General features: G+C 49.0%; 23 protein-coding genes and 8 pseudogenes. 19 read left to right on the top strand and 12 right to left on the bottom strand.

Annotated features, from left to right (window positions below; translation table 11 throughout):
* Positions 1–164: 164 nt before the first annotated feature.
* The 5 genes and pseudogenes from HA46_RS20985 to HA46_RS18905 all read left to right on the top strand — a co-directional run bounded on the left by HA46_RS20985 (position 165) and on the right by HA46_RS18905 (position 3,303).
* Positions 165–491, top strand: coding sequence for a hypothetical protein (locus tag HA46_RS20985; RefSeq protein WP_143807678.1), 327 nt, complete (start codon positions 165–167; stop codon positions 489–491).
* A gap of 332 nt (positions 492–823) precedes the next feature.
* A pseudogene (locus tag HA46_RS18920) lies at positions 824–1,539 on the top strand (YoaK family protein).
* 789 nt (positions 1,540–2,328) lie between these two features.
* Positions 2,329–2,673: pseudogene (locus tag HA46_RS18915) on the top strand (HNH endonuclease).
* Between the two features lie 244 nt (positions 2,674–2,917).
* Positions 2,918–3,079 (top strand): hypothetical protein, encoded by a 162-nt coding sequence (locus HA46_RS21185; protein WP_167456988.1) that lies wholly within the window; start codon positions 2,918–2,920, stop codon positions 3,077–3,079.
* A gap of 35 nt (positions 3,080–3,114) precedes the next feature.
* Positions 3,115–3,303, top strand: coding sequence for a hypothetical protein (locus tag HA46_RS18905; protein ID WP_033755865.1), 189 nt, complete (start codon positions 3,115–3,117; stop codon positions 3,301–3,303).
* Here the strand turns inward: HA46_RS18905 and HA46_RS18900 are convergent.
* On the bottom strand, positions 3,298–3,543 hold the full coding sequence (locus tag HA46_RS18900; RefSeq protein ID WP_033755867.1) for a hypothetical protein: 246 nt from the start codon (positions 3,541–3,543) through the stop codon (positions 3,298–3,300). The two genes, HA46_RS18905 and HA46_RS18900, sit on opposite strands and share 6 nt — an antisense overlap.
* Before the next feature lie 43 nt (positions 3,544–3,586).
* On the opposite strand from HA46_RS18900, the gene HA46_RS18895 reads away from it, so the two are divergent.
* From HA46_RS18895 to HA46_RS18890, 3 genes and pseudogenes are all read left to right on the top strand, one after another.
* Positions 3,587–3,952, top strand: a complete 366-nt coding sequence (locus HA46_RS18895) for a terminase small subunit-like protein (RefSeq protein ID WP_084886069.1) — start codon at positions 3,587–3,589, stop codon at positions 3,950–3,952.
* A gap of 65 nt (positions 3,953–4,017) precedes the next feature.
* Positions 4,018–4,181, top strand: a pseudogene (locus HA46_RS21385) (PBSX family phage terminase large subunit); the annotation flags it as partial.
* Positions 4,178–4,936 (top strand): annotated as a pseudogene (locus HA46_RS18890) (conjugal transfer protein TraG N-terminal domain-containing protein); the annotation flags it as partial. The pseudogenes HA46_RS21385 and HA46_RS18890, both read left to right, overlap by 4 nt.
* A gap of 31 nt (positions 4,937–4,967) precedes the next feature.
* On the opposite strand, the gene HA46_RS18885 reads toward HA46_RS18890, so the two are convergent.
* Complete coding sequence (locus tag HA46_RS18885) at positions 4,968–5,366, bottom strand: hypothetical protein (RefSeq protein WP_075203150.1); 399 nt, start codon at positions 5,364–5,366, stop codon at positions 4,968–4,970.
* Positions 5,367–6,215: 849 nt separating this feature from the next.
* Positions 6,216–6,773: a hypothetical protein gene (locus tag HA46_RS18880; RefSeq protein ID WP_084886067.1), complete on the bottom strand. Its 558-nt coding sequence runs from the start codon at positions 6,771–6,773 to the stop codon at positions 6,216–6,218.
* 434 nt (positions 6,774–7,207) lie between these two features.
* On the opposite strand from HA46_RS18880, the gene HA46_RS18875 reads away from it, so the two are divergent.
* Entirely contained in the window at positions 7,208–7,393 is a 186-nt protein-coding gene (locus HA46_RS18875; protein WP_084886065.1) for a con-10 family general stress protein, read from the top strand.
* A gap of 636 nt (positions 7,394–8,029) precedes the next feature.
* On the opposite strand, the gene HA46_RS21100 is transcribed toward HA46_RS18875, so the two are convergent.
* Positions 8,030–8,167, bottom strand: coding sequence for a hypothetical protein (locus tag HA46_RS21100; protein WP_158086853.1), 138 nt, complete (start codon positions 8,165–8,167; stop codon positions 8,030–8,032).
* 31 nt (positions 8,168–8,198) lie between these two features.
* Positions 8,199–8,564 (bottom strand): hypothetical protein, encoded by a 366-nt coding sequence (locus HA46_RS18865; RefSeq protein ID WP_143807677.1) that lies wholly within the window; start codon positions 8,562–8,564, stop codon positions 8,199–8,201.
* A gap of 394 nt (positions 8,565–8,958) precedes the next feature.
* Here HA46_RS18865 and HA46_RS18860 point away from each other — a divergent pair, with 394 nt between their 5' ends.
* Entirely contained in the window at positions 8,959–9,546 is a 588-nt protein-coding gene (locus tag HA46_RS18860) for a DUF2913 family protein (RefSeq protein WP_084886059.1), read from the top strand.
* Positions 9,547–9,562: 16 nt separating this feature from the next.
* Here HA46_RS18860 and HA46_RS18855 read toward each other — a convergent pair whose 3' ends face one another.
* From HA46_RS18855 to HA46_RS18845, 3 genes are all read right to left on the bottom strand, one after another.
* Positions 9,563–9,766 carry an RpnC/YadD family protein gene (locus tag HA46_RS18855; RefSeq protein ID WP_084886056.1) on the bottom strand — a complete coding sequence of 68 codons (204 nt, stop codon included), beginning with the start codon at positions 9,764–9,766 and terminating at the stop codon, positions 9,563–9,565.
* A 40-nt stretch (positions 9,767–9,806) separates the two neighbouring features.
* Complete coding sequence (locus HA46_RS18850; RefSeq protein ID WP_084886054.1) at positions 9,807–10,745, bottom strand: Rpn family recombination-promoting nuclease/putative transposase; 939 nt, start codon at positions 10,743–10,745, stop codon at positions 9,807–9,809.
* A gap of 92 nt (positions 10,746–10,837) precedes the next feature.
* Positions 10,838–11,611 (bottom strand): nucleotidyltransferase domain-containing protein, encoded by a 774-nt coding sequence (locus HA46_RS18845; RefSeq protein ID WP_084886051.1) that lies wholly within the window; start codon positions 11,609–11,611, stop codon positions 10,838–10,840.
* Between the two features lie 338 nt (positions 11,612–11,949).
* Between HA46_RS18845 and HA46_RS18840 the strand changes: the two genes are divergently transcribed.
* Positions 11,950–13,146, top strand: a complete 1,197-nt coding sequence (locus HA46_RS18840) for a Fic family protein (protein ID WP_312142663.1) — start codon at positions 11,950–11,952, stop codon at positions 13,144–13,146.
* A gap of 41 nt (positions 13,147–13,187) precedes the next feature.
* Here HA46_RS18840 and HA46_RS18835 read toward each other — a convergent pair whose 3' ends face one another.
* Complete coding sequence (locus HA46_RS18835; RefSeq protein WP_084886047.1) at positions 13,188–14,216, bottom strand: tyrosine-type recombinase/integrase; 1,029 nt, start codon at positions 14,214–14,216, stop codon at positions 13,188–13,190.
* Positions 14,217–14,871: 655 nt separating this feature from the next.
* On the opposite strand from HA46_RS18835, the pseudogene HA46_RS18830 reads away from it, so the two are divergent.
* From HA46_RS18830 to HA46_RS18805, 6 genes and pseudogenes are all read left to right on the top strand, one after another.
* Positions 14,872–15,740, top strand: a pseudogene (locus tag HA46_RS18830) (IS5 family transposase).
* Between the two features lie 763 nt (positions 15,741–16,503).
* On the top strand, positions 16,504–17,907 hold the full coding sequence (locus HA46_RS18825; RefSeq protein WP_084886045.1) for a purine-cytosine permease family protein: 1,404 nt from the start codon (positions 16,504–16,506) through the stop codon (positions 17,905–17,907).
* A gap of 40 nt (positions 17,908–17,947) precedes the next feature.
* Positions 17,948–19,537, top strand: coding sequence for a class I adenylate-forming enzyme family protein (locus HA46_RS18820; RefSeq protein ID WP_084886043.1), 1,590 nt, complete (start codon positions 17,948–17,950; stop codon positions 19,535–19,537).
* Positions 19,534–20,526 carry a thioesterase, FlK family gene (locus HA46_RS18815; RefSeq protein ID WP_084886041.1) on the top strand — a complete coding sequence of 331 codons (993 nt, stop codon included), beginning with the start codon at positions 19,534–19,536 and terminating at the stop codon, positions 20,524–20,526. Before HA46_RS18820 ends, HA46_RS18815 begins: the two co-directional genes overlap by 4 nt.
* A 45-nt stretch (positions 20,527–20,571) precedes the next feature.
* A complete protein-coding gene (locus HA46_RS18810) occupies positions 20,572–22,059 on the top strand; it encodes an IS3 family transposase (protein WP_084886038.1) in 1,488 nt (495 codons plus the stop codon).
* A 33-nt stretch (positions 22,060–22,092) separates the two neighbouring features.
* Positions 22,093–22,332, top strand: a pseudogene (locus HA46_RS18805) (IS1-like element transposase); the annotation flags it as partial.
* On the opposite strand, the pseudogene HA46_RS21380 reads toward HA46_RS18805, so the two are convergent.
* A pseudogene (locus HA46_RS21380) lies at positions 22,331–22,495 on the bottom strand (NAD(P)-dependent alcohol dehydrogenase); the annotation flags it as partial. The pseudogenes HA46_RS18805 and HA46_RS21380 sit on opposite strands and share 2 nt — an antisense overlap.
* Before the next feature lie 169 nt (positions 22,496–22,664).
* On the opposite strand from HA46_RS21380, the gene HA46_RS18800 reads away from it, so the two are divergent.
* Together HA46_RS18800 and HA46_RS21595 are read left to right on the top strand one after the other, a co-directional pair.
* Positions 22,665–23,798 carry a glutathione-independent formaldehyde dehydrogenase gene (locus HA46_RS18800; RefSeq protein ID WP_033756051.1) on the top strand — a complete coding sequence of 378 codons (1,134 nt, stop codon included), beginning with the start codon at positions 22,665–22,667 and terminating at the stop codon, positions 23,796–23,798.
* A gap of 157 nt (positions 23,799–23,955) precedes the next feature.
* Positions 23,956–24,048 (top strand): annotated as a pseudogene (locus tag HA46_RS21595) (hypothetical protein); the annotation flags it as partial.
* A gap of 81 nt (positions 24,049–24,129) precedes the next feature.
* Here the strand turns inward: HA46_RS21595 and HA46_RS18795 are convergent.
* Positions 24,130–24,408 carry a putative quinol monooxygenase gene (locus HA46_RS18795; protein WP_084886036.1) on the bottom strand — a complete coding sequence of 93 codons (279 nt, stop codon included), beginning with the start codon at positions 24,406–24,408 and terminating at the stop codon, positions 24,130–24,132.
* Between the two features lie 77 nt (positions 24,409–24,485).
* The coding region (locus HA46_RS18790; RefSeq protein WP_143807676.1) for an IS3 family transposase at positions 24,486–24,723 on the bottom strand (238 nt) is incomplete at its 5' end.

Below are 24,723 nucleotides of genomic sequence, written 5' to 3'. Positions count from 1 at the left end.
GTTGGGACCATTACCCGCTTCGGCTTAACATTTATCGCGGGCAGGCATGGTACAAAGCGACAAATTAATTGCGCTAGATATTGTAAAATTTGCGTTAAAAACTGGTCTGATGAGATTGCATAGTTTAGGGTTCAGGTATGGACTAGCCGATAGTAGAGGTCGTTTTGCTTAGAGTCGATTTTAATACTGAATTTTATGCTTTTCAGATACGGCAGCTGGCTGCCAGGTATCAATGTGGGGAAGGCCTCAAAGACATAGAAAAACTGGTAGACAGCGTTATTATATCTATGGAAGAAAAACTTAAACGCGATTATGTCAATCGTTTTCACTTAGAAATTTGGTCACAACTCTTTGAAAACCTCAATGCCTATATAAATAAGTTTTCTGACCCTGCCTGGATGATGGTTATTGCCTATGCCAAGCGGCAAGTGAGGCGTAAAAAAGGTGCAGCAAAAGCTAAGTTTAAATATGACCAACTAAAACATTATTAAACTATAAGGTTTGAATGGTATTTAGGATTGAAAAGGCTTTACGGTTTGAAACTTATTAGATGAGAGGTGTGTTATTGAAATGTTGAATAGATATTTATTTTTTATTTAAATAAAAAAGATAGTATGGCATGCCTGCTGCCTTGAAAGTTCCATGAATACAACTTTTTGAAATTCCTTTTGAACAAGCGCATAGCAATGGCTTAACCAAGCATTGCAAAGAATTCATAGTGCGCCTTATGGTAAAAATCATGCCTATAGGCGATTTAATAGCTTGTTTCTCGTAACTGAAAAGTAGATCATGTATTGACGTTCAGACAAAAACAGTAGGATCTATGCTGATAAGCACTGAAAATTCTCGCAGCACTACAGCGGATACCCAACTCGCATGTACTCTTGCTGCGGTGGCTGGTGCACTTAATACGGCGGCGTTTGAAATTGTAGGTTTCTTTTCTGCCAATATGACAGGAAATATTTCGTCACTTTCGGATTATCTGGCTAAGGCAAACCTTCATCCTGCAGTTTTTTTGTGTCTATTGTATTCATTTTCATTGCTGGCTCCTCATTCTCAACAGTCATTATAAATGCAGGGCGCAGGAGAAATATAAGTGTGATCTACGCATTTAATATATTGGTTGAAGGGGTAGGTCTTGTATTCTTGGGTATTGTAGAAACATGGTTGACATCGTTGTCGCCCGGCGCACCATTAATACTATGTTTGAGTTTTTTAATGGGTATGCAAAATGCTGTTGTGACAAGAATTTCAAATGCACGAGTAAGAACGACCCATGTTTCAGGTACATCCACCGATATCGGTATTGAACTGGCAATGCTATTTGACGTACTGAGGCGGAAAGGATCTCCCAAAGATGCGCCTGTCTATATTGAGCGTCTGAAACTTCATTCCTTAACGCTCCTGTCTTTCCTGTTAGGCGGAGTAGCTGGTATATGGCTTTATCATCTTTTAAGTTATTCATTTATAATTCTGATTGGTCTTATGCTCATTATTCTGGCATTGCATACCATTACCCGGAAGTACAAATGTCTATAAGATAGGAAGTAGTTTCCCTTGTTGGTCTTTTTAGCAAGCTGGCGGGTTACGCCATGGATCTGACCCATCTCTATAACTACTAAATCTGGCGAGACCCATGAAGTGTTGATGAACCGTCCACAACCAAGGGTGGTGAATGCCACCATTGACATTGTTCAGGAAGATGGCGCATAGGTTTACCATGCGCCAGATGACATGCTTAAGATGGTGTATGTGCCGGAATTAACCGATCAAGATGCGTAGCGACCATCACAGGGGGCATTTACGAGTGCGCCCGAGGATGAAAAAGACGGGCCATCCATGGACCAATGTCGTGGGAGGAGTTCGTTTTGTTATGAGCGCAAAAAAATGTAGCCAACGGCAGAAACTCTCAAGCGTCAGCGATTAATTTCTAAATCGTCTTAAGTAAGATGGCTGTTAGCTAAGAAAACATTATTGATAGGCAGAAGGCATTAAAGCAATTGGTGAAATATTAGCACCGTTTTTTTATTTAGTTCTAGATTTGATCCGAACAAAAATTAAAACGAGACAAATTATGCCAAAGTTTTATTACATTGAGCAACTAAACGAGCATAAAACAAAGATTCATGTTCATTCCGAAGAGTGCGTTTCGCTTCCCTTGAGAGGACGCCGACAATTCTTAGGGACGTTTTATCATGAGCGGGACGCAGTAAAAGTATCCCGAATGTGGCAACCTGGTGCTAACCCATGTCCTCAGTGCTTTGATAACCCCAAAAAGTATAAAAGAGTAATCTAACCGCCTCCGGGCGGTTTTTTATTGGAGCCGGTATGCCATCAGCAATTCCTCGCGCATGCCGAAAGCTCGGATACGGTGAGACGACGACTGACCGTTCAGCCTATTGCGATGACCATCGCAACGAAGGATGGCACATCAGCGAGGCCAGAACAGGCATCAGCGCGGCTACGGAAGCAAGTAGGATGTAATACGCGCGCATTTTAAAGCGTGATCGCAACATCTGCCAGGAGTGCCAGAGGAACGGGAAGCCGATCCCGGCATCAATGGTTGACCACATCACCCCGAAAGCACATAGCGGTACGGATGAAGACAATAATCTCCAGGCGCTGTGCTGGCCATGCCATAAACGGAAAACCGCAACGGAGAGATTGAAGTAGTGTAGGGTTCAACCCACTACAGCAAAGTATCGCTGTATCTGGCATGGATAGTAACCTCTTCCTGAAAGAAGGCGAGGGTGCTTACGTGATGAATGAAAACGGCAAGGCTATCTCTTATTATGAACATCGTCAGTATCAAAAGGGATGATTTTTTACGCTTAACTCACATAACTGGTAAAGGATGGTCGCCTTAATTTTTCTCTATCTACAATTAAGTTGTCCCGTGGAAAAGGCGGAGGCAGATATGTCAGAACGTCCTGATCCAGATTATGTAGAGCCATTACCTGATGATGCTGAAAGCCCAGCTTATCAGGATGATGAAGAGGAAGATGATGAGTATGAGGGCAATATTAAAAACCCATTCAATGATGATAAAGACTTCCCTAATCCTGCCAAAGACATCTGATAACCGCCTCCGGGCGGTTATTTATTGGAGCCAGTATGTCAGACACCTATCGCATCACCGTGACCACCAAATCTGGCGAAACGCATGTTGGCCTGATGAACCGGTCACAGCCTGAAGTCGTAAACGGCTTCATCGGTATAGCTCAGGAAGATGGCGCGTGGGTATATCTGGCACCTGACGACGTGCTGAAGATAGAGTATGTGCCAGAGCCGAGCAATTTATGAAGAGGCGTATAGCGCTAAACCCTGAAGTACAAAACTGATGGACAGGCACATCATGCCTAATCGCTGCATTCTGACGATGTGTTTATTATCTTTGGCTATCTGCGCGACAATTTCTTCATAGTTATCCGGAGCAAACATGCCTCCGGGGTAAGGCTTGAGCACATGCCCGTTCAAAAACATCAGTAACGAACCGGCCAGACCAAAGATGATTGCAATTGCGTTGATTGTTGTCGGGGTCATATGTTTGCCTCACGCATGAAAGTCTAATTTTAAGGTTAATTTTATGGCGACCAAATCAAAATCTGGCCGCCCTTCTGATTACCTACCAGAGGTGGCTGCTGACATCTGTTCACTGCTTGCCGATGGTGAAAGCCTGCGCAAAGTTTGTGAGCTCCCCGGCATGCCCGGCAAGGCGACCGTCTTCCGCTGGCTGGCTCAACACGAAGAATTTCGAGACCAATATGCGAAAGCTACCGAGACCCGCGCCGACGCCATTTTCGAGGAGATTTTCGACATAGCCGACAGCGTTGCAGAAGAGGCCACCGCGGTAGGTAAGGCCCGCCTGCGCATCGACACTCGCAAATGGGCGCTGGCTCGGATGAAACCGAAAAAGTACGGCGACAAAGTCAGCCAGGAAATCGACCACTAATCATCTGATGGCAGCATGGCAACCAAGCCGACAACTATTCAGCTTCTCCCGGTTGAGCCAAAAGCATGAGTGAATCAGTTCAACTGCCGATTCCCGCAAAGCTCGCTCAACTATTCACCGCTATCAACAAACGCTACCGCTGTTCACACGGTGGCCGCGGCAGCGCCAAGACTCGCACCTTTGCCTTATGACAGCAGTAAAGGCATATCAGGCGATGATGAACGGCGATATCCGACCTGCAGTGAGTGGTGGAGTAAAGCAGATACGGGGTTGCAGGCACGAGTCGTCGATCAGGTCGACCCGGGATTATGGACAAGTTTATCTGCTGCAGTGTCCATTATCGGCGGTAATAATGCTGACTATAAGGAGGCTATTATCCGCCGGCTGGTCAGTCCGGAGAGTCTGACTGTATCGCAAGGAGGTCATGTGTACGCCGGCTACGGAGGAAATGCAGATTTCACGCTTGATAACTCGGTCGCCCGGGTTGCCGCAATTGGCTGCGCCGCATTAGGCAGCCTGGCAGCGTTTCCGGCATTTGATGCCATGCGTCAGGCGTTACCTATGGTTAAGGCCGTTCTGCTGATGGCTATAGTGGTAATTTTGCCGCTTATCCTGGCGTTTTCCGCCTACGAAATTAAAACGGTTATTAAGCTCACGTTTGTCTTGTTCGCGCTGAACTTCCTGACGTTCTGGTGGGAACTGGCGCGCTGGCTGGACAGCTGGCTGTTGACCGCGCTTTACAGCTCTTATACGCACAGCAGCTTTAACATGGCTGGCTTCCAGAACAGTTCGGATGATCTGATCATGAATTTTGTCATGGCGACAATGTTCCTTGTGCTTCCGGCAGTATGGATGGGGGCACTCACTTGGGCTGGAGTACGTATAGGCGGGACTCTAGATGGGGCATTTAAAAGCGGAACGTCCCAAGTCCAACAAGCAGGAAGTAGTGCTGTAGAAACCGCGAAGAAAGCAGCGAGGCTGTGATTCTGTATGTTAGTAGGGGAATATTCCCCTACTAAACATCCTCCTCATCGCGATCAACTCTTGCCGAGGTGACAGTAATGTTTTGTGGCACGCTATACATACCACAACCATCATTACCATCTCGATAGTGATGACCACTTTGTTCTTCTGTTACATCACGATCCAAAACACTGGTGACTGCCAGGTTACTGAGCATATAAAGGAAAATTGCTCCAAGAAGCAAAAAGGTTCCAATGAAAAATCCACACAGTAATGCGACAGCTAGAATTGCAAAACTAGTGACTGGAACCGGCAATCGCCCTACGAACGCGGGTAATCCATGCCTTATGGCCCAGGCTACACAAGTACTATTAGCTACCTTCGCGCTTTTGGATATTTTGAGCCAAAATCCAGCTGCACGAGCTCCTCTTTTGAAAGCTGAATTTTCCATAAATTATCCTTTTACATTATATGCATGAGTAGCTTTTTGAGACGAGCGCATCGATTAACTGGCCATGCTGCTAGCAAATAAAAGCGAGTTTGAAGGTAATAAAATAAATACGCTGACCTTAAATCACATTTGGCTATGCAGGTCATAATAAAATTTTCCCGAATGGTCGGGCGGGGTGGGTGCAGAACAGCACTATAGAAAGAAGATGTAACGCGCTACCCGGCATAACAGATGATATCACTGGGCATAAAAGACAGTGTTATTCGTAGAAAGGGTAGATAGGTGGAAGATAGCTCTGAATCTAAAATAGCTGTTGTTGGCAGCATATTAGTTACATCATTCATAAACACTTCCATATACCCCCACCCGAGCCGGACCTGAAACACCATGCCCCTCTCCGGCAAAACTCCGGAGCCAGACCTGAAGCCCGGTTGCCCCCCCTGACCAGCCCCGGTCGCCCGACCCGAAGGGTCGGAACTGCAGTGACTGATAAATGGGTGTTGTAACTATAACTTTTGAGTTGCTGTGAGTGGTGCCGCGGATTCTTTCTTTCGTCTACGACTGTCTGGCTTCTGTGCGCCTGAAAGGCCGCTGCTTCAACGGCGTCTGGCAGGGTTGAATAGCATATCTCATGGCAGTATTGCGCGGTCACACGCACAGCCTGATAGCTAACCCACCCCGGGATTTTACACAGGCGAAATACAGACATGAAAATTTAAGATTCGGGCTGGTGATGTTGCTTATGGTGGCCAGGGTGGTAATCCGCACCATACACCTGCGGGCGTCTGGCCAGATATATTCCAGCCTGACCAAACGTTTTTGCCTTTCCGAGCTAATTCACAAATTCGCTCAGTCAGAGATATTGAGGAGTATGTGTAGCAATCCCATTATGCCGTGAGCATAGAAATAAATTTCAATCAGCGTCGTGAGTGATTTATGCCAGTGCAGCACATCATGGGTCAGAGAGGCGCCGGGCGAAAGTATATTACTCAGTAAAAACCATATACCCCCCGTAAGTGACACAGCCAGTAAGGACAAAACGCCCAGCCCCTGAATGGCTGAAGCAATTCCTCCGCTCTGAGCATCCGGAAGGCTGAATTTGCGCAATATCTTTATATCTCTCACAAACCCGCTGAAGTCCAGTTTCATCCATGCAAAATACCAGGCGAAGCCCCGTTGCGAGAGCATCCACCCAGCCAGAAACAGGCCGCTCGCGATCAGGGCAAATCCGGAAAGAATATGAAACCAGGTGATAACCGTCTCCAGGCCGCCAGAACCGATGGCTTTACGCCGGGTCCAGTTTGAATTGATGATCTGTGACAGCACCAGCAAGCCCGTTGTGATGTGCATACCTTTAAAAAAGGGCGCATCTTTATGCGGAAAGTGACTGAACAAAGAGGTTCGCATGGCAGATAACCCGTCAGAAAAGTTATCGTGATTTTACTGTGGGCAGCATTAGTAAAACCTTAACCCTTCAGTCACAAATTACCCTGGGTACAGGCATTTTTAAAGCCGGGTCCTGCCATTGCATATCTGAGATACCTCCGCAGTGAGGCGTGACTTACCAGCCAGTAAAGGCAATGCACAGATAACCAAATCGTATTACCGGCAGGCCCATAAATTTGTCATCATTAAAGTCCACAATAGGTGGCTGTAACAGAAAGTACGCGTTGCATACGAGATTTTGGCCGCTTTGCCATCACGCCCGAATAAAAACCGGGCTTTTTCTCGTTTGCTCATCCTTTCTATTGTCGTCACTGTCATTCTGGCCGCTACTTACTACACTCATCTCTGTCGTTGAGCCTGTATTTTCAAAAATATAATTCATATGAGGCGCTTTTATGAAACAACCTGCACACCGGGGCGGTACTGGAAATTTTGCTAACAACCCGGAAAGGGCGCGTGAGGCTGGCAGGGCAGGAGGCAGCGCAAGCGGTGGAAATTTTCGAAATGATCCGGCACGCGCCGTTGAAGCTGGCCGAAAAGGTGGAAAAGCCAGCCGGCGGCCATCCGCTAAGGAAGACTGAAAGTCACCTTCCTGGTGATTAAAGTCGGAAGAGTGTGGGCCGCGATTTGCCGCTTCGCATGTCTTTCATCATCTCTGAACTATTATTAATCAGCTAACGGTATCTGCCCGTGATAGCTAACAATCTCTCATTGGTTCCATTTTGGCCTTCGTCAGCCCTCCCGGAGACTCGCAAGCTCCGGGTTTTTTGTTTTTACTGCTGGCTGCGGTGGCTTGATTTGCAGGCGGGATGATGGAAAGGGGAATTAGGGCTACGTCCGTTCATCTTACCTGCTAGGGGAAGCGCAGAAGGAAAACTGATAACGGCGTTTTAATGAGCCTACCCTTGTATTCATGTATCACCCGCTGGCGCCCGTCACGAAGACGGACGTCGACGATGGTCGTGACTGATGATTCCGACGCGCTGCAGGATGAGGCAAATCGATTACCGCGCAGCTCTGCAATTTCCGCCCCTGTGAGTTTTAACAGCATCTGAATCCGTAGTTTCCTGAAACATTACCCGATGACACTGAGAGTAGCTGAAATTTAAGGTTTAACGTCAGCCGGAATCGGTATGGTTTAAGGGCCTGGGTTTGTACATTTCAGGCACCTTCCGGAAAACAGCAGGCATCACTGCCCGCTGCCAGTACTGTTACCCTCAGAGCTTCGGATAGCTGACCGAAGTGATGGCAATATGATCGAGGATTTTGCTTAATGCCTGCTCGGCGCTTTTCGTCGGACACAGCGCCCCCACTTCCGTGATGCGGCAGTCTGACTGGCGCCACTCTTCCCGCAACAGCGGGTTCGCCTTCGCTGATTAAACCGCCTCAGCGGAAGGGTTTGCCAGACGTTTTTTTACATTCTGCTGACAGCAGTTTCATTCGGTATACTGCTGTCAGGCAAATACTTTTCAGAACAGGCCACACCAGCTGAGTCCGCCAGAATGATCTGGCCGTTTTTTTACCAAATCGGCGCGTTTTTTCTGCGCAGGCGAGCTCCAGCTCAATGCGAAGCTGATCGTATTCCCGCCTTGCTTCGCTGAGGCGTCTGAAGTGGAGAAGCTCTGATGCCTCCGCCACTTTTTTATCCGTGAGAGAACGAAATATAACGCCGGTTTCATGCAGATAGCACTCCAGCCTATCAATCTGAGCATCAAGCTCAGTGCGAGTGAGTTTTGCTTTAGTGCGTGCCATGAAATTCCCCACCCCGTAAATTATTGATATGGAAAACTTTAATAATAACCACAATATCGAATGCTGCCACCGGACAAGAGCTGCATCCATCAGCAAAACAACAGCTCTTGCAGTGTGCATGCTATGCAGACAGAAATTGACCAGGCATTTTCAGAGCTATGCGCCCCTCTGGCATGAGCTTCGCTCGCCAGAATAACAGTTGCTTGACTCACTTTATCAGGTCAGCCTCTGTGAGCTGTGGATACAAGTCTGGCAGATTAGACTGATAACATTGAATTATTTCTGTAAAAGATGAAATTCTGGCACAATTTGGTTACGATCCTTTCTACATGACCCCATCTCAGATGGCTTTTAAAAATTTCATAAGCTCTAAAACGAATTAGCAGGTTTCAATTTGGCATCCTCTGACGTCTACGTTGACCACCTTGCCTGGTGCGGACTGATTGCTCTGCACATAGCGCGAAAGGCCGGAATGGTAAATTCCCCCGCACAGGAGAACCTCTTTTTTCTGTGCCGGTGGCTGGCCACCGCTGAAAAGAAGCGGCTGTTTCGCCGTGAACTGGCTAATGATATCCGGTGGTTGCTGAAAGAAGACAGAGAAAAGGGGCTGCGGGCAGATTTACCCGGAAAACTTGAGTACCTCTGGCGCGCCAGCAGTGGCGATCTGCTGGAACAGAATGACCTGTTCAGGCTGCAGCACGTTATGCACGCGATTACTCTGACAGGCATTAGCTACGGCGTGCTCAACGAAACCGAGTGGGAAGGGCGTCATGCGGTAAAACTGAGTCCAAATGTACCTGGGCTGTTTATCAGAAAAAGCGATCTGGATACGGGTTTTGGGGAGGATGGACGCCAGGTCAAAACACTGGCCGTGCGGATAACCGCTGATATTCCAGCAGTTGATGCACTCCTTGCACGAGCAGGATGGCAACGCGAATCAGACGCTACTGTACCCCTTCTTCATCAACTGCGCGCATGCTGAAGGAAACATAAATCAGTTATCGGTGAGGAATTCCGGTAAGAATCTCGTCTGACAGTCCAGTCAGCTCTTTAATGGCCTGAAGGGAGTAACCGCTTTTAAGCATCTTGCCTGCGATTTCAAGCCTTTCTTCAAATTTGCCCTTCTCGCGTCCTCTCATTTCTCCGAGATGGCGGCCAATTTCGATGCCTTTCTGCTCCAGCTGCTGCGCAATAGTAACCATAAGACACCTGTGGCTGTAGCGAGCTATCAAGGACTGACTGTCAGTGACGAATTTTGGCTAATTCTTCCTCGGAAAGGCCGGTCATATCTTTAACTAAGTTAAGAGCCATGCCGTTTTTGAGGAGTTTCTCAGCAATATCGATTCTACTTTTGAGCTCTCCCAGTTGCATACCTTTTTCGATGCCCTTCTGCTCACCCAACTGAATGCCTTTTTCAATACCTTTCTGTTCGAGCTGCTGTGCGATTGTCATCAGAGCCTCCTCATGCTGCGGCACTCTCTGCGCCAGATTACGTACAAAGGCTTCAGCGTCATCGGTTTCGCCTGCCTGTACAAGATAGTTTATCAGCGATACGAGTTGCTGTCCCGTCAGATGTCCGGTCAGCAGCGTGGCGGCAAGCCGATCGATAAGATCCGATAAATCCCTCCGATGAATATGTTTCTGCAGCAGGGTCAGAGCCGCCATGCTGCGATGGGTCATTATATCGTCGTCTGGGATAACTGTAACGTCGACCAGGGGAAACGCGGAGCCGTACAGTCTGGCTGCCATGTCCGGATCGCTGAACTCCTGCAGCCAGTCCGTAGAATAAGGGTAAGGGCTGCGTCGACCGGTATAGAATAAAACCGGGACAACAAGCGGCAGCTTCTTATTGCCCGCATCAAGATGGCGCTGCATGGCTGCTATGGCGTAACGCATCAGGCGAAAGGCCATGTGCCGATCGGGGGTAGACTGATGTTCAATAAGAACGTGAATGTAACCGTCACCCTCCGTCGTCCTGACGCTGTAGAGTACGTCACTGTAATAGGCACGAAGATCTTCTTCCACAAAACTGCCCGACTCAAGTCTGAGTGTGCTGAGATCGCATATCGCGCGGAACTCTGCGGGCACGTGGAGTTGGATAAAGTCGCGCGCGGTATCTGGGTGGGTCAGGAACGCCTTGAAAGCCGCATCGTGCGGTACCGGCGTTGTTTTTTTACTCATCGTTCTGTTTTCCCGTCACTCGTTCGTGCTTACCTGCAGAGCTTATTAATCTTCAGAGAGTACCGCGCCTGACCCGCTGCATATCTGCGTTATCAACGCTGGCGCGTGTGAAATTCTGCATTAAGCCAGTAGGCAAATGTCGTGATCCTGCTGGCGAATGCCATTATGTCGCCACGGGGACGGTAACTGATGCTCAGCAGATAGTCCATCTCCTCGGTCAGAGCCGGATACCTGTCATTAAATTTTTCACCCAGCTCCTTCAGGGAAACCGGCCAGTCATGATCGTTCTCTTCTCTCAGTATATTTGTCGAACGAATCGCCTTACGTGCAGCCGCCCGCTGCAGGCCATGACGCTGCGCTGGTTCCAGTGTGGGTTTCATCAGGGCCACGTAGCCATTCAGTACGGTGAGAAAATCTCCGTTAACGGCAACGGCGATGTCTCGGGAAGGCCTGAAAGGTTCAAAGCGAGTCCGCAGATCTTCACCGTACACGCACACGCAGTGGTGCTTCAGCCAGTAGCCCCATAGATTTACGCTATCCGACAGCATCACGTCTTCAAGCACGCCCGGATCGATGTCAATTTTACTGACAACCGGATAATCCTGTTCAAGTTCGGACCTGATGGTATCTGTCTGTGCAACTTCGTCTGCATCCGGTTCACGGCGGTATATGACGGTAAGGTCGAGGTCGGACAGCGTTTCGACCGCAGAGCCGTCGACAAGGCTCCCGTAAACATAAACGCTGTGTATCAGGTCTGGCAACGCCGCGTTCAGTCTCTGAATCACATCGCTGACCAGCGGAGAAAAGGCTGGCTGAAATCCGCTGAAATCAGGCTGGGAGATGAATCCGTTTTTATCGACCGCCATTACGTTCTCCGTTATGTCATGTTATCGTCTGCCATCTTTATCTATCCGGCCGCGCCTTACGGCCATTCTACCAGTAGCGCAGAGACATTCCTGCTCATAAGCGCAGCGTTCAGCTCATGCAACTTTTCAGTATAAAGAGGCCTGCCATCAGATTCCTTCAGTCCCATCAATTCACCAGCTTTAATGGGTCCATGGCACAGCCTGCACTGGAACGCGTTTTACCCTGAAAACCTGTGCGCTCAGTCTACGGCGGATGAATATGAAACCGTTCTGACGGGTATTGGTGTTAGCTGACAGGAAAAAATTTTAAATGGTGCCCCTTATTAAAGAACCCTTTAATAAGATTTGGCAGAATTAAAAATTCTTTTAATAACGTTGTTCTCAGTGAAAGGATTTTTCTGAAGTGTGCTTCCGGTCAGATCATCAGAACCACCAGTTATGATACGACGGTCAGTGCATTTCTGCCGGCGCCCTTACCTCCTGCCTCTCCGGAACTGGACCCGGCGTCTTTTAATGAGCTGAATGAAAAGGCAGAAAAATCACTGGCCAGACTGTCTGGCATGTCAGGACTGGTATCTTCAAGTGAATGGCTGGTCTACAGCGGAATTCGAAAGGAAGCACTGCTAACCTCGCAACTGGAAGGCACACAGGCAACTCTGACAGGTATCTTCGACAAAGAGGCAGGACTTTCCGTCACGAATGTTGATGATGTTGAAGAGGTCACTAACTACCTGCGGGCCTATAAGTTCGTACATGATGAGATGAACTCTCCCTCTCGCCTGCCGGTTTGCGTTCGCCTGCTGAAAAATGCGCACCAGGTGCTTTTATCCGGTGCCAGTGGTGCGGCGAAACAGCCTGGGGAAGTAAGAACCACGCAGAACTGGATTGGCGGAACGAGACCGGGAAATGCCTCTTATGCACCTCCGCCGCCAGACGAAGTGGGGAGCCTGCTGTCTGACCTCGAAAAGTTCATTCACGCACCGGACCATACTCTGCCGCCGCTTGTCAGGATTGCGCTCGTACACGCTCAGTTTGAAACTATTCACCCGTTCCTTGACGGTAACGGACGAATAGGGCGTCTCCTGATAGCCATGTTGCTGGAAGAATGGAAGCTACTGAATGAACCTCTGCTGTATGTCTTTGGCTACCTTAAGCAGCACCCGAGATACTACTATCAGTGTCTTACGGATATCAGGACGAACGGAAACTGGGAGCAGTGGATTGCCTTCTTCCTAGAAGCAGTCACTTATTCAGCCGAGGAGGCGCAACAGGGCATAATCAGAATAGCGACCCTCTTTGCGGATGACAGAAAGCGTATGCTTTCCCTGAAGTCGACATCTGTGCAAAGCATCCGCCTGTACGAGTTCTTACCGACAATGCCAAAGCTGACCGTTGAGTTGCTGGATGGGACTTACCCGACAGCAAACACGGCAGTGAAAAGACCTGAAGAGGGAGGGGTACTGGTTGAAACGTCCGGCAGATCCCGTCACCGGAGTTACGAATACCGACGGTATGTAGAACTTCTCCGGGAATAATCGCACTCAGCCAGGTTATTGATTAAGCAGGATCGGGTGTATCAGCTGTCCTCTTCCATCAGCCCGATCATGGCCCCTTTATGTGCCTCAACCATTCTGATGTACCGCATTACCGTCTGGGTCTGCGTCCAGGTGCCCTCCTGCATGATTTGTGCGATCGATATACCCTTTCTGGCCATATCCTGCGCGGCACCAACGCGCGCGCTGTGGCCACTCCAGCTGGAATATCGTCCTTTATTAGTTTTCACACGGGGGGCATCGCCTGCCTGCCGTCTGGCGCGGCGCCAGATATCTTCCAGACAGGGCGCACTCATGGGCGCCGTCGTGAAAGTGGTGATTTTGTTTGACCGGTGAACGGGACAAAACAGGATGGCGTCGGGTTCGTCTGCCAGACCCGACGCGGATATCCACTCCATCAGCCGCTCAGAAGATCGCGCGCTGAGCGCCTTCACGATACCGCCTGACTGAAGGATGGTTTTGGTCCAGCCCACGTCGAGGATGATTCGCCCGTCGGCCGCGCGCGTGATATCGCGTACGCGAAGGCGGGATAACTCACTCATACGCAGCAATGTGCTGTACGCCACGTGCATGAAAGCCAGATCCCGCAGATGCTGGAGCCGGGGAGAGTGCTTCCAGAGTTTATCGAGGCGGTTCAGATCAGGCCGGCAGAAAGGGACCGCCTGCCCAATACGCTCGCCGGAGACGACGGCCGTACGGTTTATTTTCTTTTTAGCACGCACAACGTCAGGAGATACGGTCGGTGGGACCAGTCCGGCGTTACGGTGTAACATTGACATGAGCGCCGCATGCACCGAAATGGTCGAGGTTGAGCGGCCAGTGGCCTGCAGGTGAAACAGGTAGTCCTGCATGTCTTCAGGCAGCATGGGCAAAAAAGAGCGATGGTTTTCCTGCGACCAGCGCCAGCAGATCCGCATCACGCTGAGCAGCTGGCGCCACGTGTTGGGTGAAAAGGCCTCGCGGTGCCTGACGAACGCGGTCAGCTTTGCTGTAAGATCGTCACCGGCGGCACCGCTGAGGGCCACACCGGTAAAACCGGAGAATTCGTTCATGTTTGTTCAGTTTTTGTCCGTTTATCAGACCGCAGCGCTACGTGAATTCTGAGGAAAGAGCAGGGCAGATGACCGTCAGATTTTACGTAGCGCTGCCGGAGTTTTAACCGCCTGCGCTGAGTCCCCGATCGGCAGGACAACCTTGAGGACTCACCGTTGCGTATAAATGGCTATAAAGGCCAGGATCCGGCCTGGATCCTTATGATACAGGGATTCCTAGCTTTTGTCTGGCCTTATATAAAACTTATTATATAAGGTTAGTATTATAGGATGAGCTTATGATCTGTAGGTGAGTGAGAGCAAATCCCAGTTCATAAAACGCCAACAACATAAAGTTAGTCTTATTTAAAATTATCCGGTAATGGTAGGTGTTGGCGAGGGGGATAGGCAGATAAAAAAATAGTTACATAATCAAGAGAAATACGCCTGGAATGGAGGTCTTGATGAGAGTGGGGATTACCTTCTTTAATTAAGCATAAATTTATGGAGTTAGGAAAATCAGAGTGTAAATAAAACATTAGTGGGGCTTTGTTGAATAAATCGAACTTTTGCTGAATGGAAGGATCAGATCACGCATCCTCCCGACAACACAGACCGTTCCGTGGCAAAGCAAAAGTTCAAAATCACCAACTGACCCACCTACAACAAAGCCCTCATCAACCGTGGTCCCTCACTTTCTGGCTGGATGATGAGGTCATTAAGGCCTGGTACGAATCTGCGACACCTTCATCACGAGGAAGACCTCAGCGTTATTCTGACCTTGCTATCACCACTGTCCTGGTCCTCAAACGCGTATTCCGGCTGACCCTGCGGGCTGCGCAGGGTTTTATTGATTCCATTTTTGCCCTGATGGATGTTCCGTTGCGCTGCCCGGATTACACCAGCGTCAGCAAGCGGGCAAAGTCGGTTAATGTCAGTTTCAAAGCGCCTACACGGGGCGAAATCGCGCATCTGGTGATTGATTCGACCGGGCTGAAGGTCTTTGGTGAAGGCGAACGGAAAGTCAAAAAACACGGCAAAGAACGCCGTCGAATCTGGCGGAAGTTGCATCTGTCCGTTGACAGCAAAACACATGAAATCATTTGTGCGGACCTGTCGCTGAACAATGTAACGGACTCAGAAGCCTTCCCGGGCCTTATCCGGCAGCCATACCGAAAAATCAGGTCAGCGGCAGCAGACGGAGCTTACGACACCCGGCTATGCCATGATGAACTGCGGCGCAAGAAAATCAATGCGCTCATCCCGCCCCGAAAAGGTGCGGGTTACTGGCCTGGAGAGTGCGCAGACCGTAACCGTGCTGTTGCGAATCAGCGGCTGAGCGGGAGTAATGCGTGGTGGAGATGGACAACAGATTACAACCGTCGCTCGATAGCGTAAACGGCGATGTACCGGGTAAAACCGCTGTCCGGAGGTTCACTGACGCTGCGTGACTACGATGGTCAGGTTGAAGAGGCCATGGCCATAGTGCGAGCGCTGAACAAAATGACGAAGGCAGGTATGCCGGAAAGGGTGCGTATTGCCTGAATATGCGGTCATCTACAGGGACGCTCGCCCGGAATCTGATTTATTCAACAAAGTCCCAATTGTGGTGCAAATGTTAAGTGTTTATCCCTGTAATGGGGCATGTCATGCTTGCATTTTATCAACAATTGATTTCTTTGAGGATTTTTTACAAAGAACCTCTCTGTTAAAACCAGCCGAGAAAAAATAACCACTGTAACTTCAATTCGTTATATTTTGCCGCGAGATAGTGGCATGTCTAATGCATGTTGTATATGCAGGTCTGTACATTAAATCTTTCTTACAGCTTATACTTTATGAGAAAAATCCAACAACCAAAGTAAAGGGGCGTTATTACGATGAGCACCTTCAGTCACAGAATTAAACATGATGGCTCTGACTTAGTGGTGGTTTATAACCAGAACCCGGGAATGCCGAGTACTTCAGGCGGAGGAAAAAATACATCACGACCGAAGATGATACTACGTCATGCTTAATTAATATCTGAAAGTAGTTAATTTCTGAGGTATTCGAATCAATGATATGAAATTTATCCCATGAGGAGTAGTGGCGTATGTCGTCATAACACGTTTATCGACAGGGCAACGGCACCCGAATTTATCGGGGCACTGCAAAAAAACGGGTATTAAAGACTGAATCGCAGAAAGGCAGAGGTTAAAGCCTTCATGTTGATGACAGCAGGCGGCCTATAGCAGAACGAGGAAATGTAGCTAGCAGGCAACGTACCGTTCAGATTATATGCTTGTAATATTCAAAGGGTTCATCTATGAAACATTCCGCTAGCACTGTAAAGCACACGGTTATAGAAAGACGGTCAATCGATTTTGTTCCTGATAATGAGCGCTTCGGCAGCGCTATGGGACAGTTTACATTATGGCTAGGGGTTAACCTTAATATTACCGCTATTGTGACCGGCGCGTTGGCCGTTGTATTAGGCGGCGATGTTTTCTGGTCATTAATCGGTTTATTTATAGGTCAGATATTAGGCAGCATCATAATGGGGCTACAGGCCATACAAGGGCCAGCTACAGGACTGCCCCAAATGATTCGAAGCCGTATGCAATTTGGTGTTTATGGCGCGGTCATTCCTCTTTTACTGGTAAGTTTTTTATATATAGGGTTCTCTGCTGGAGGCACCTTGCTGGCAGGACAGGCTGTGGCAAAAATTTTGAATGCCGCAGAATGGCAGGGTATCGTTTTATTCGGTGTCATCACGATCTTGGTTGCCAGCTTAGGCTACCGCGCCATACATTCTTTAGCACGGATCGCGAGTGTGGTCGGCATCATTGCATTTTTTTATATGTTCTTTGCATTATTAGCTGGCCATAATATTAGCAGTCTTCTAGAACATAGAAAGTTTATTCCTAACCAGTTTATCCTTTCCATTTCACTGGCGGCGGCCTGGCAAATTGCTTATGGCCCCTATGTCGGAGATTATTCACGTTACCTCCCTACGGATACATCAAAACTGAAAGTGTTCTTTGCCGCCGCCTCTGGAACAACGCTGGGTTCTCAGGCAGCCATGACATTTGGCGTTTTTTCCGCCGCTATTGCCGGAGTGGCATTTACCGGACATGAAGTAGAATTCGTAGTAAATCTGGGGTCATCCGGTCTCGTCGCATCTGTGCTTTACTTTGTCGTTGGCTTCGGCAAGATAACCATGATGACATTGAATGCGTATAGCAGTTATATGTCGAGTGCGACGCTGGTGAATGGTTTCAGAGGAAAAGCAACCGTGTCTGTCGGTCATCGATTTATTTATGTATCAGCCATGATTTTGTTAGCTGTCTCCATTGCGTTATGGGGCTCGGGAAGCTTCATTCACGCTTTTTCTTCTTTTTTATTATTTCTACTGACCTTTATTTCTCCTTGGAGTGCAATTTGTCTGGCTGACTGGCAGTGGGGGCATCGTTCTAAATGCGACCTGCAAGCATTAAACGATCCACAAGGAATATATGGCCGCTGGAACTGGAGTGTAATTTCTATTTATTTCATTGGCTTATTAATTGAGCTTCCTTTTGTTTCCAGCAGTATTTACACTGGTCCGATTGCAGGCTTGTTAGATGGCGCAGATATCTCTTGGTTAGTTGGCCTGATTGGCACCGGCATAGTGTATTACATTTATAGCAGAAAAATGCCCCCCGCTTCTATGGAAATACAGGGCTACTGATTAACGGCAACAATAATAACCCCAAGTAAAGGATCCATACATGAAATATATTGTTGATCTATTTTCCGAAAAAACGTCGCTTAATACTCCATACCGTTTACTGCGTAATTATGCAGAAAAATGGCCTGATAAAGAAGCGCTGGTGTTTGATGCTGGTAATAAACGAATGACCTTCAGAGGCTGGCTTGATAGTGTCGACAAGTTGGCGTTAGAGCTAAGTCGTCGTGGTGTAAAAGCGGGTGACCCGGTGGCTCTGTTGGCAGAAAATCGCATTGAGTGGCCAGTTGCCCAGATTGCAATTTCGGCCGTAGGTGCGATACTGGTGCCTGTTAATACTCATTTCCGTGATAATGATTTACGCCACGTTCTCGATCACAGCCAGGTGGTTGCCATCTTGCTGTCCGAACGTTTTCGCTCCAGCGAATATTTAACCATGGTACGAGCGATTCATCCTCAACTCCCTAGCCTAAGAGACATTATTAACTTCGATGATAAGGAATATGAAGCGGTAATGCGCCAACCCGTTTTGGCTGAACTGACGGAGTGGGTATGGTCCCCCAGAGAGTTGGCTAGTATCCAATATACTTCTGGTACTACTGGACGGCCTAAAGGCGCAGAACTCTGTATGGAAGGGATAATGATGAATGCCTGGGGCACCGTGCAGCGGCTGGAGGTGACGGAGATGGATCGCTGGACATCCATTATTCCGCTCTTCCACTGTGCAGGTTGCATCATGAATATTCTGGCTTGCCTGACTGCTGGTGCGACATATTTGGGTATGCGCGCTTTCGATGCCGGACAAATGCTGTCGCTGATAGAACGGGAGCGCTGTACAGTTCTGACGGGAGTCCCCACGTCCTACTTAGCGATGTTAGAGCATCCGGACAGACCATATTTCGATCTCTCGTCTTTGCGTACCGGTACCTGCGGTGGTGCGGACTGCGATCCGAGACTTCTGGAACAGTGCGCGCGGGCGTTTCCTATTAATGGGTTGGTGCAGGTTTACGGGCAGACGGAAGCCAGCACATTGATAGCGTTAGATTACTGGCAAAGTCCCCAGCGCTTTACCACCGCTGGCTTGCCCCTACATGGAGTTGAAGTGCAGGTCTGCGATCCGAATACCGGAGTGGTACTCCCCCCCGGGGAAATCGGCCAGCTACAGGTTCGTGGGCCAATGGTCATGTTGGGGTATCATCGAGATGCGGAGGAAACGGCTCGCTGCATCGATCCTCAAGGCTGGATGAATACCGGCGATCTCGGTCGGCTAAACACCGATGGTAGGATCGAACTGGTAGGAGGACGCCTGCGCGATATGATCATTCGCGGTGGTGAAAATATCTATCCTGTAGAGATAGAAAATCTGCTGCGTGAGCATCCGTCGATCACTGAAGTTGCAGTCTTCGCTCTACCCGATAAATTTTACGGCGAGGTGGTAGCCGCCGCTATTGAGTCCACCCAGCCGTTATCCAAAGATGAAATAAGAAAAGCCTGTGTTGGAAAAATAGCTGGTTTTAAACATCCTGCACGGGTCTTTACCATCGTAGAATGGCCGATGACGTCAAGCGGGAAGATCCTCAAGCGCATGTTGAAAACCGCAGCCCTTGATGGGCAGCTGAAGGAGCTTTTATGAAAATGAGTGTGACAGGCTATCCACATACATGCGTCTTCACGCCTGGGCCGCAGCAAACAGCAGCTGCAATTGGCAACGCGGGTGTGAAAGTGGTGTCGACACCAGCGTTGATCGCTCTATTGGAGGAGACCAGTGCCGATGCTGTAGCAAAAGACTTACCGTCCGGCTGGGTGAGCGTGGGAACCCATGTCGAGGTACATCATCATAAACCCGCTTGGCCTTATAAGGAGGTTCGCTGTACAGCGACGTTAATTAGCGCAGACGAGAAAAGGTTGCAGTTTTTCGTACAGGCGCATCAAGCGGGAGCATTGATCATGAGCGGTAAGCATGAACGTGCTATAGCGCCGCTCAGCCGTTTTGAACGTGCTGATGGTAAACTGCCAGAGGGAGCTCCGCTGGAGTTTTTCTTTGATTTTCACAGCCCATGGTGCTACCTCGCCTTCCCCCGTCTAAGAGAAATTGCCGCTGCGTACGGAAGAATGATAGTACTACGTCCCTTCCATCTGGCTAATTTGATTGACCGCATAGGTGGACGTAGACCGTTGGATGCCTCGCCAGCATTTGTAAACTGGTTCAAACAAGATATGCAGGACTGGGCGCGCATTCGCCGGCTGCCACTGAGTTATCATCCTCAGTTCCCATTGCGGCCCTCACGTGCGCTGCGGGCAACCCTGTATGCAGTTGAAGAGGGGCAGGGAGAAGCATTCGCCTTCAAGGTGATGCAGGCGTATTGGTCACAAAGTCTGGATATTAGCGATGTTGCCATCTTAGGCGACTTAGCCAGTTCAGTAGGGCTGGATAAGAATGCGTGCATCTCATCCATCGGCGATGAAGCCCGGAAGCTAGCCATAGTCTCGAACACTGAAGAAGCTATCGCTCGCGGAGTATTTGGTGCGCCAACAGTGTTTGCCGATGGCAAACTGTTCTGGGGAAATGACCGCCTTGATATGATGGACACTTGGCTGGCATCTGCGGGAGAGCGCTGCTGAGCTACGGAGGTGCGGACGATTTCCTGGACCTTCAGGAGATAATTCATGCACTCATATGAAGATCGTATCCGGGCTGTGGAGCTTTATTTCAGATATGGAAAAAGGCTGACAGTTGTTGTCAGGGAGTTGGGCTATCCTTCCGTTAAACAGCTTGGGCGGTGGGTTCGGATTTTTGAGGAATACGGCGACTTACCTAGGGAATTAAAACCCAGAAAACGCTATTCACACGCGCAGAAAGTCGCTGCGGTTGAGCATTACCTTACGCATGGCGGTTGCCTGGCCTATACGCGCCGCGCTTTTGGCTATCCCAGCAACGAAGTGCTCAAGAGCTGGATCGAAGAGATTTATCCGGGACGGCGGCCCCTGATTATTCGCTCCAACACACATAAATGCTTCAGCCAGGAAGAAAGAACTCAGGCTGCCCGTGAGCTCTGCACCCGCCGTGGAACAGCCCTTAAAGTTGCACAAAAGATAGGTATCAGCGTTCCGGTCCTGTACAAATGGAAGAAAGACCTGATCGACGATGAGGCTTATCAATCCATGCGTAAACGAAAACCAGCTCCTCCGGATAAGCAGCAGGATGCACTGCACGATGAAATAATGCAGCTGAAACAGCAGGTTCATCAGCTACAACTTGAACGTGATATCCTGACAAAAGCGAATGAACTGATAAAAAAAGACATGGGCATCAGCGTCCTGACCCTGAAGAACAGGGAAAAAACCCAACTCGTTGATGCCCTTAAGGAAAGCTATCCAGTTGCTGAACTGCTCAGTGCTCTGCAGCTCGCACGAAGTTGCTATTTTTATCACAAAGCGGACCTTCGTCTGCATGACAAGTACGCGGAAATACGCATAACCCTGGCAAAGATCTTTGAGGGAAATTACCGATGCTATGGTTACCGGCGTCTCCACGCGATGCTCCATAAAAACAACACGTACATCTCAGAAAAGGTTGTCCGCAGGCTTATGGCTGAAGAACAGCTGATAGTTAAGCGTGCAGGGCGTCGCCGTTTCAGCGCTTACTGCGGAGAAATCGGCCAGGCACCTGAAAATCTTGTCGCCAGAAACTTTCGCTCATGCAGGCCAAATGAGAAGTGGCTGACAGATATAACCGAGTTCCAGCTTCCGGCCGGCAAGGTTTATCTGTCGCCAGTCATCGACTGTTTTGATGGCAAAGTGGTGAGCTGGACCATAGGAACACGGCCAGATGCAAAACTGGTGAATGCCATGCTGGATGATGCGATCGATACGCTCAGAGAACATGAAAGGCCGGTGATACACAGCGACAGAGGCAGCCATTGTCGTTGGCCGGGATGGCTGGATCGTATCAACGCATCGGGTCTTATAAGGTCCATGTCGCGCAAAGGTTGCTCGTCGGATAATGCGGCGTGTGAAGGCTTCTTCGGGCGGGTCAAAAATGAAATGTACTATGGCAGAAACTGGGCGGGCACAACGCTGGAAGATTTTATGTGCTTCCTGGACAGGTACATACGCTGGTATAACGAGAATCGGGTGATGCTGCCAACTTACTGATTTAGTGTATGATGGTGTTTTTGAGGTGCTCCAGTGGCTTCTGTTTATATCAGCTGTCCCTCCTGTTCAGCTACTGGCGGGGTGGTGCGTAACGGTAAAAGTACTGCCGGACATCAGCGCTATCTCTGCTCTCACTGCCGTAAAACATGGCAGTTACAGTTCACATACACCGCCTCTCAACCCGGTAAGCACCAGAAAATCATTGATATGGCCATGAATGGCGTTGGATGCCGGGCAACCGCCCGCATTATGGGCGTTGGCCTCAACACGATATATCAAGCATTTCAATATCGCAGCTGATGCTGTGCTCGGCGCAAAATTCCAGAACTTCCTGGGTTTCCGCAATGCCACCGATCAGAGAGCCCGCCAGTACGCGGCGATTCATAACCAGGTTGCCCGCATGGAGTGCAGGTTCAATCGGCTCGATCAGCCCCACTTAATTGTAGGTCATAATAAATTACACGCAAGCGCATCGGTATAAAGTGAGCCATGTTAAAAATTTATGCTACATTTAAAATGCTCTTATCTTGCGTGGAAAAAATAAGCGCAACGAGATTTAAAAGCAGCATGATTATTTTTAATCGTTTCAATCCAGAGGGGTAATTATGAGAGCAATCATCTATAACGGCCCGTTCAACGTAACGGTAAAAAATGTTCCTGACGCAAAAATTGAGCGCCCCGGTGACGCGCTTATCCGCATTACTACCACGAATATCTGTGGTTCGGATCTGCACATGTACGAAGGCCGCACCAGTTTTGAAGAAGGGCGCATTTTCGGCCATGAAAACATGGGAGAGGTCGTTGAAGTCGGCAAAGGCGTTGAGCGTGTCAAGGTGGGAGACCGCGTCTGTATGCCGTTTAACATCGGCTGCGGCTTCTGTGAAAATTGCGAAAAAGGCTTGACCGGTTTTTGCCTGACGGCTAATCCGGGAAGCGCTGGCGCCGCCTATGGTTTTGCTGAAATGGGCCCATGGGACGGCGGGCAGGCAGAACTGCTGCGGGTCCCCTTTGCCGATTTCAATTGTCTGGTGCTGCCGGAGGATGCCTCAGAAAAAGAGGATGATTATGTGATGCTCTCTGACATCTTTCCGACAGGCTGGCACGCGACCGAACTGGCGGGATTGCGAGCGGGCGAAAGCGTCGCTATTTATGGGGCGGGTCCGGTTGGGTTGATGGCGGCTCACTCAGCGCTGATAAAAGGCGCATCGCAGGTGTTTGTTGTGGATACCCACAGTGACCGTCTTGCCCTCGCCGAGCAACTTGGTGCAACACCCGTTCATGCTGCCGGAGATGAGGCCGTACAGAAAATACTGGATCTGACCGACGGCAGGGGCACCGACTGCGGGTGTGAATGCGTGGGATACCAGTGCTGTAATAAGCATGGTCATGAAGATAACAGTGCAACCATGAACAGCCTTGTCGCGTCAACTAAAGCCACGGGCGGAATCGGCGTGGTTGGCGTATTTGTCCCGCAGGATCCCTCTGCTGCAACCGATCTGGCTAAAGAAGGCAAGATGCCTTTCGATTTTGGCAGTTTCTGGTTCAAGGGCCAGTCAATCCGCACCGGACAGGCAAACGTGAAGGCCTACAACCGACAGCTTGCACGACTGATTCACCATGGCAAAGCCAGCCCTGGCCAGATTATTTCGCATCGTCTGAGCCTGGACGAAGCGCCTGAAGGCTATAAAAATTTCGACAGCCGTACCCCCGGCTGGACGAAAGTGGTCCTCAAACCCTGAAGGCGTGGACAGCTCTTACAGAAAGCCTTGTGCCGATTGCTCAGGGCTTAACCGGTTGGCTCACCCACGTTTAGTCTTTTTAATAGGCTGCGCTCCTCAACGCTGCTTCGCTTGAATATCAACCCGGTTTTGTTGAATAAATCGAACTTTTGCTGAGCTGAAGGAGCAGATCACGCATCTTCCCGACAACGCAGACCGTTCCGTGGCAAAGCAAAAGTTCGATTTATTCAACAAAGCCATTCAGAGTAGATGATGAAGTTCATTACAGATCAGCGATCTGAAATAGACTTCACTAAGTACGAACTGGCTTACGCCATTTCATTTCAGTAAATTACATCAACGACTGAACGAAATTTACCTCGATGCCCATGTTATTTTTTTCAATTTCAAGGACAAGCGCCTGGAAATGAATGGTTTTCTCATGCTGGTTCAGAGCATCAACCGATGTCCACTCTTCAACAAAAGTTACGCTTTTCTCACCGAGAAAAGCATCATAACGAACACACCCATTTTCTAATCGACTTTTATTTATCAGTTCTTTCAAAACTGGTTCAATACTTTTGATAGCTTTAGGGTCAGCAGTTAATGACGCGATGATGTAAACACTCATAATAACCTCTGTTATGAAGTAAATTTTAACCTGCAGAAACCATGCAGGAAACCAAAAATTGAATCGCCACAGATAATCTAGACACTTCCGAGCCGCTGATAATATTGGTTTTCGTATTCAGTTGGTAGCATATGATCACTCGAACCATGCCGACGCTTACTGTTATAAAACATTTCTATGTAATCAAAAATATCACCGCGGGCTTCTTCTCGCGTTCCGTAGATCTTTTTCTTTATCCGTTCACGTTTCAGTAGCTGGAAAAAACTTTCTGCGACTGCGTTGTCATGACAGTTACCGCGACGGCTCATACTGCCC

It is taken from the genome of Pantoea septica, from assembly GCF_002095575.1.
GTDB classification, from domain to species: domain Bacteria; phylum Pseudomonadota; class Gammaproteobacteria; order Enterobacterales; family Enterobacteriaceae; genus Pantoea; species Pantoea septica.
The sequence above is the reverse complement of the archived record's forward strand: the minus strand, read 5'-3'. Positions and strand labels throughout refer to the sequence as shown.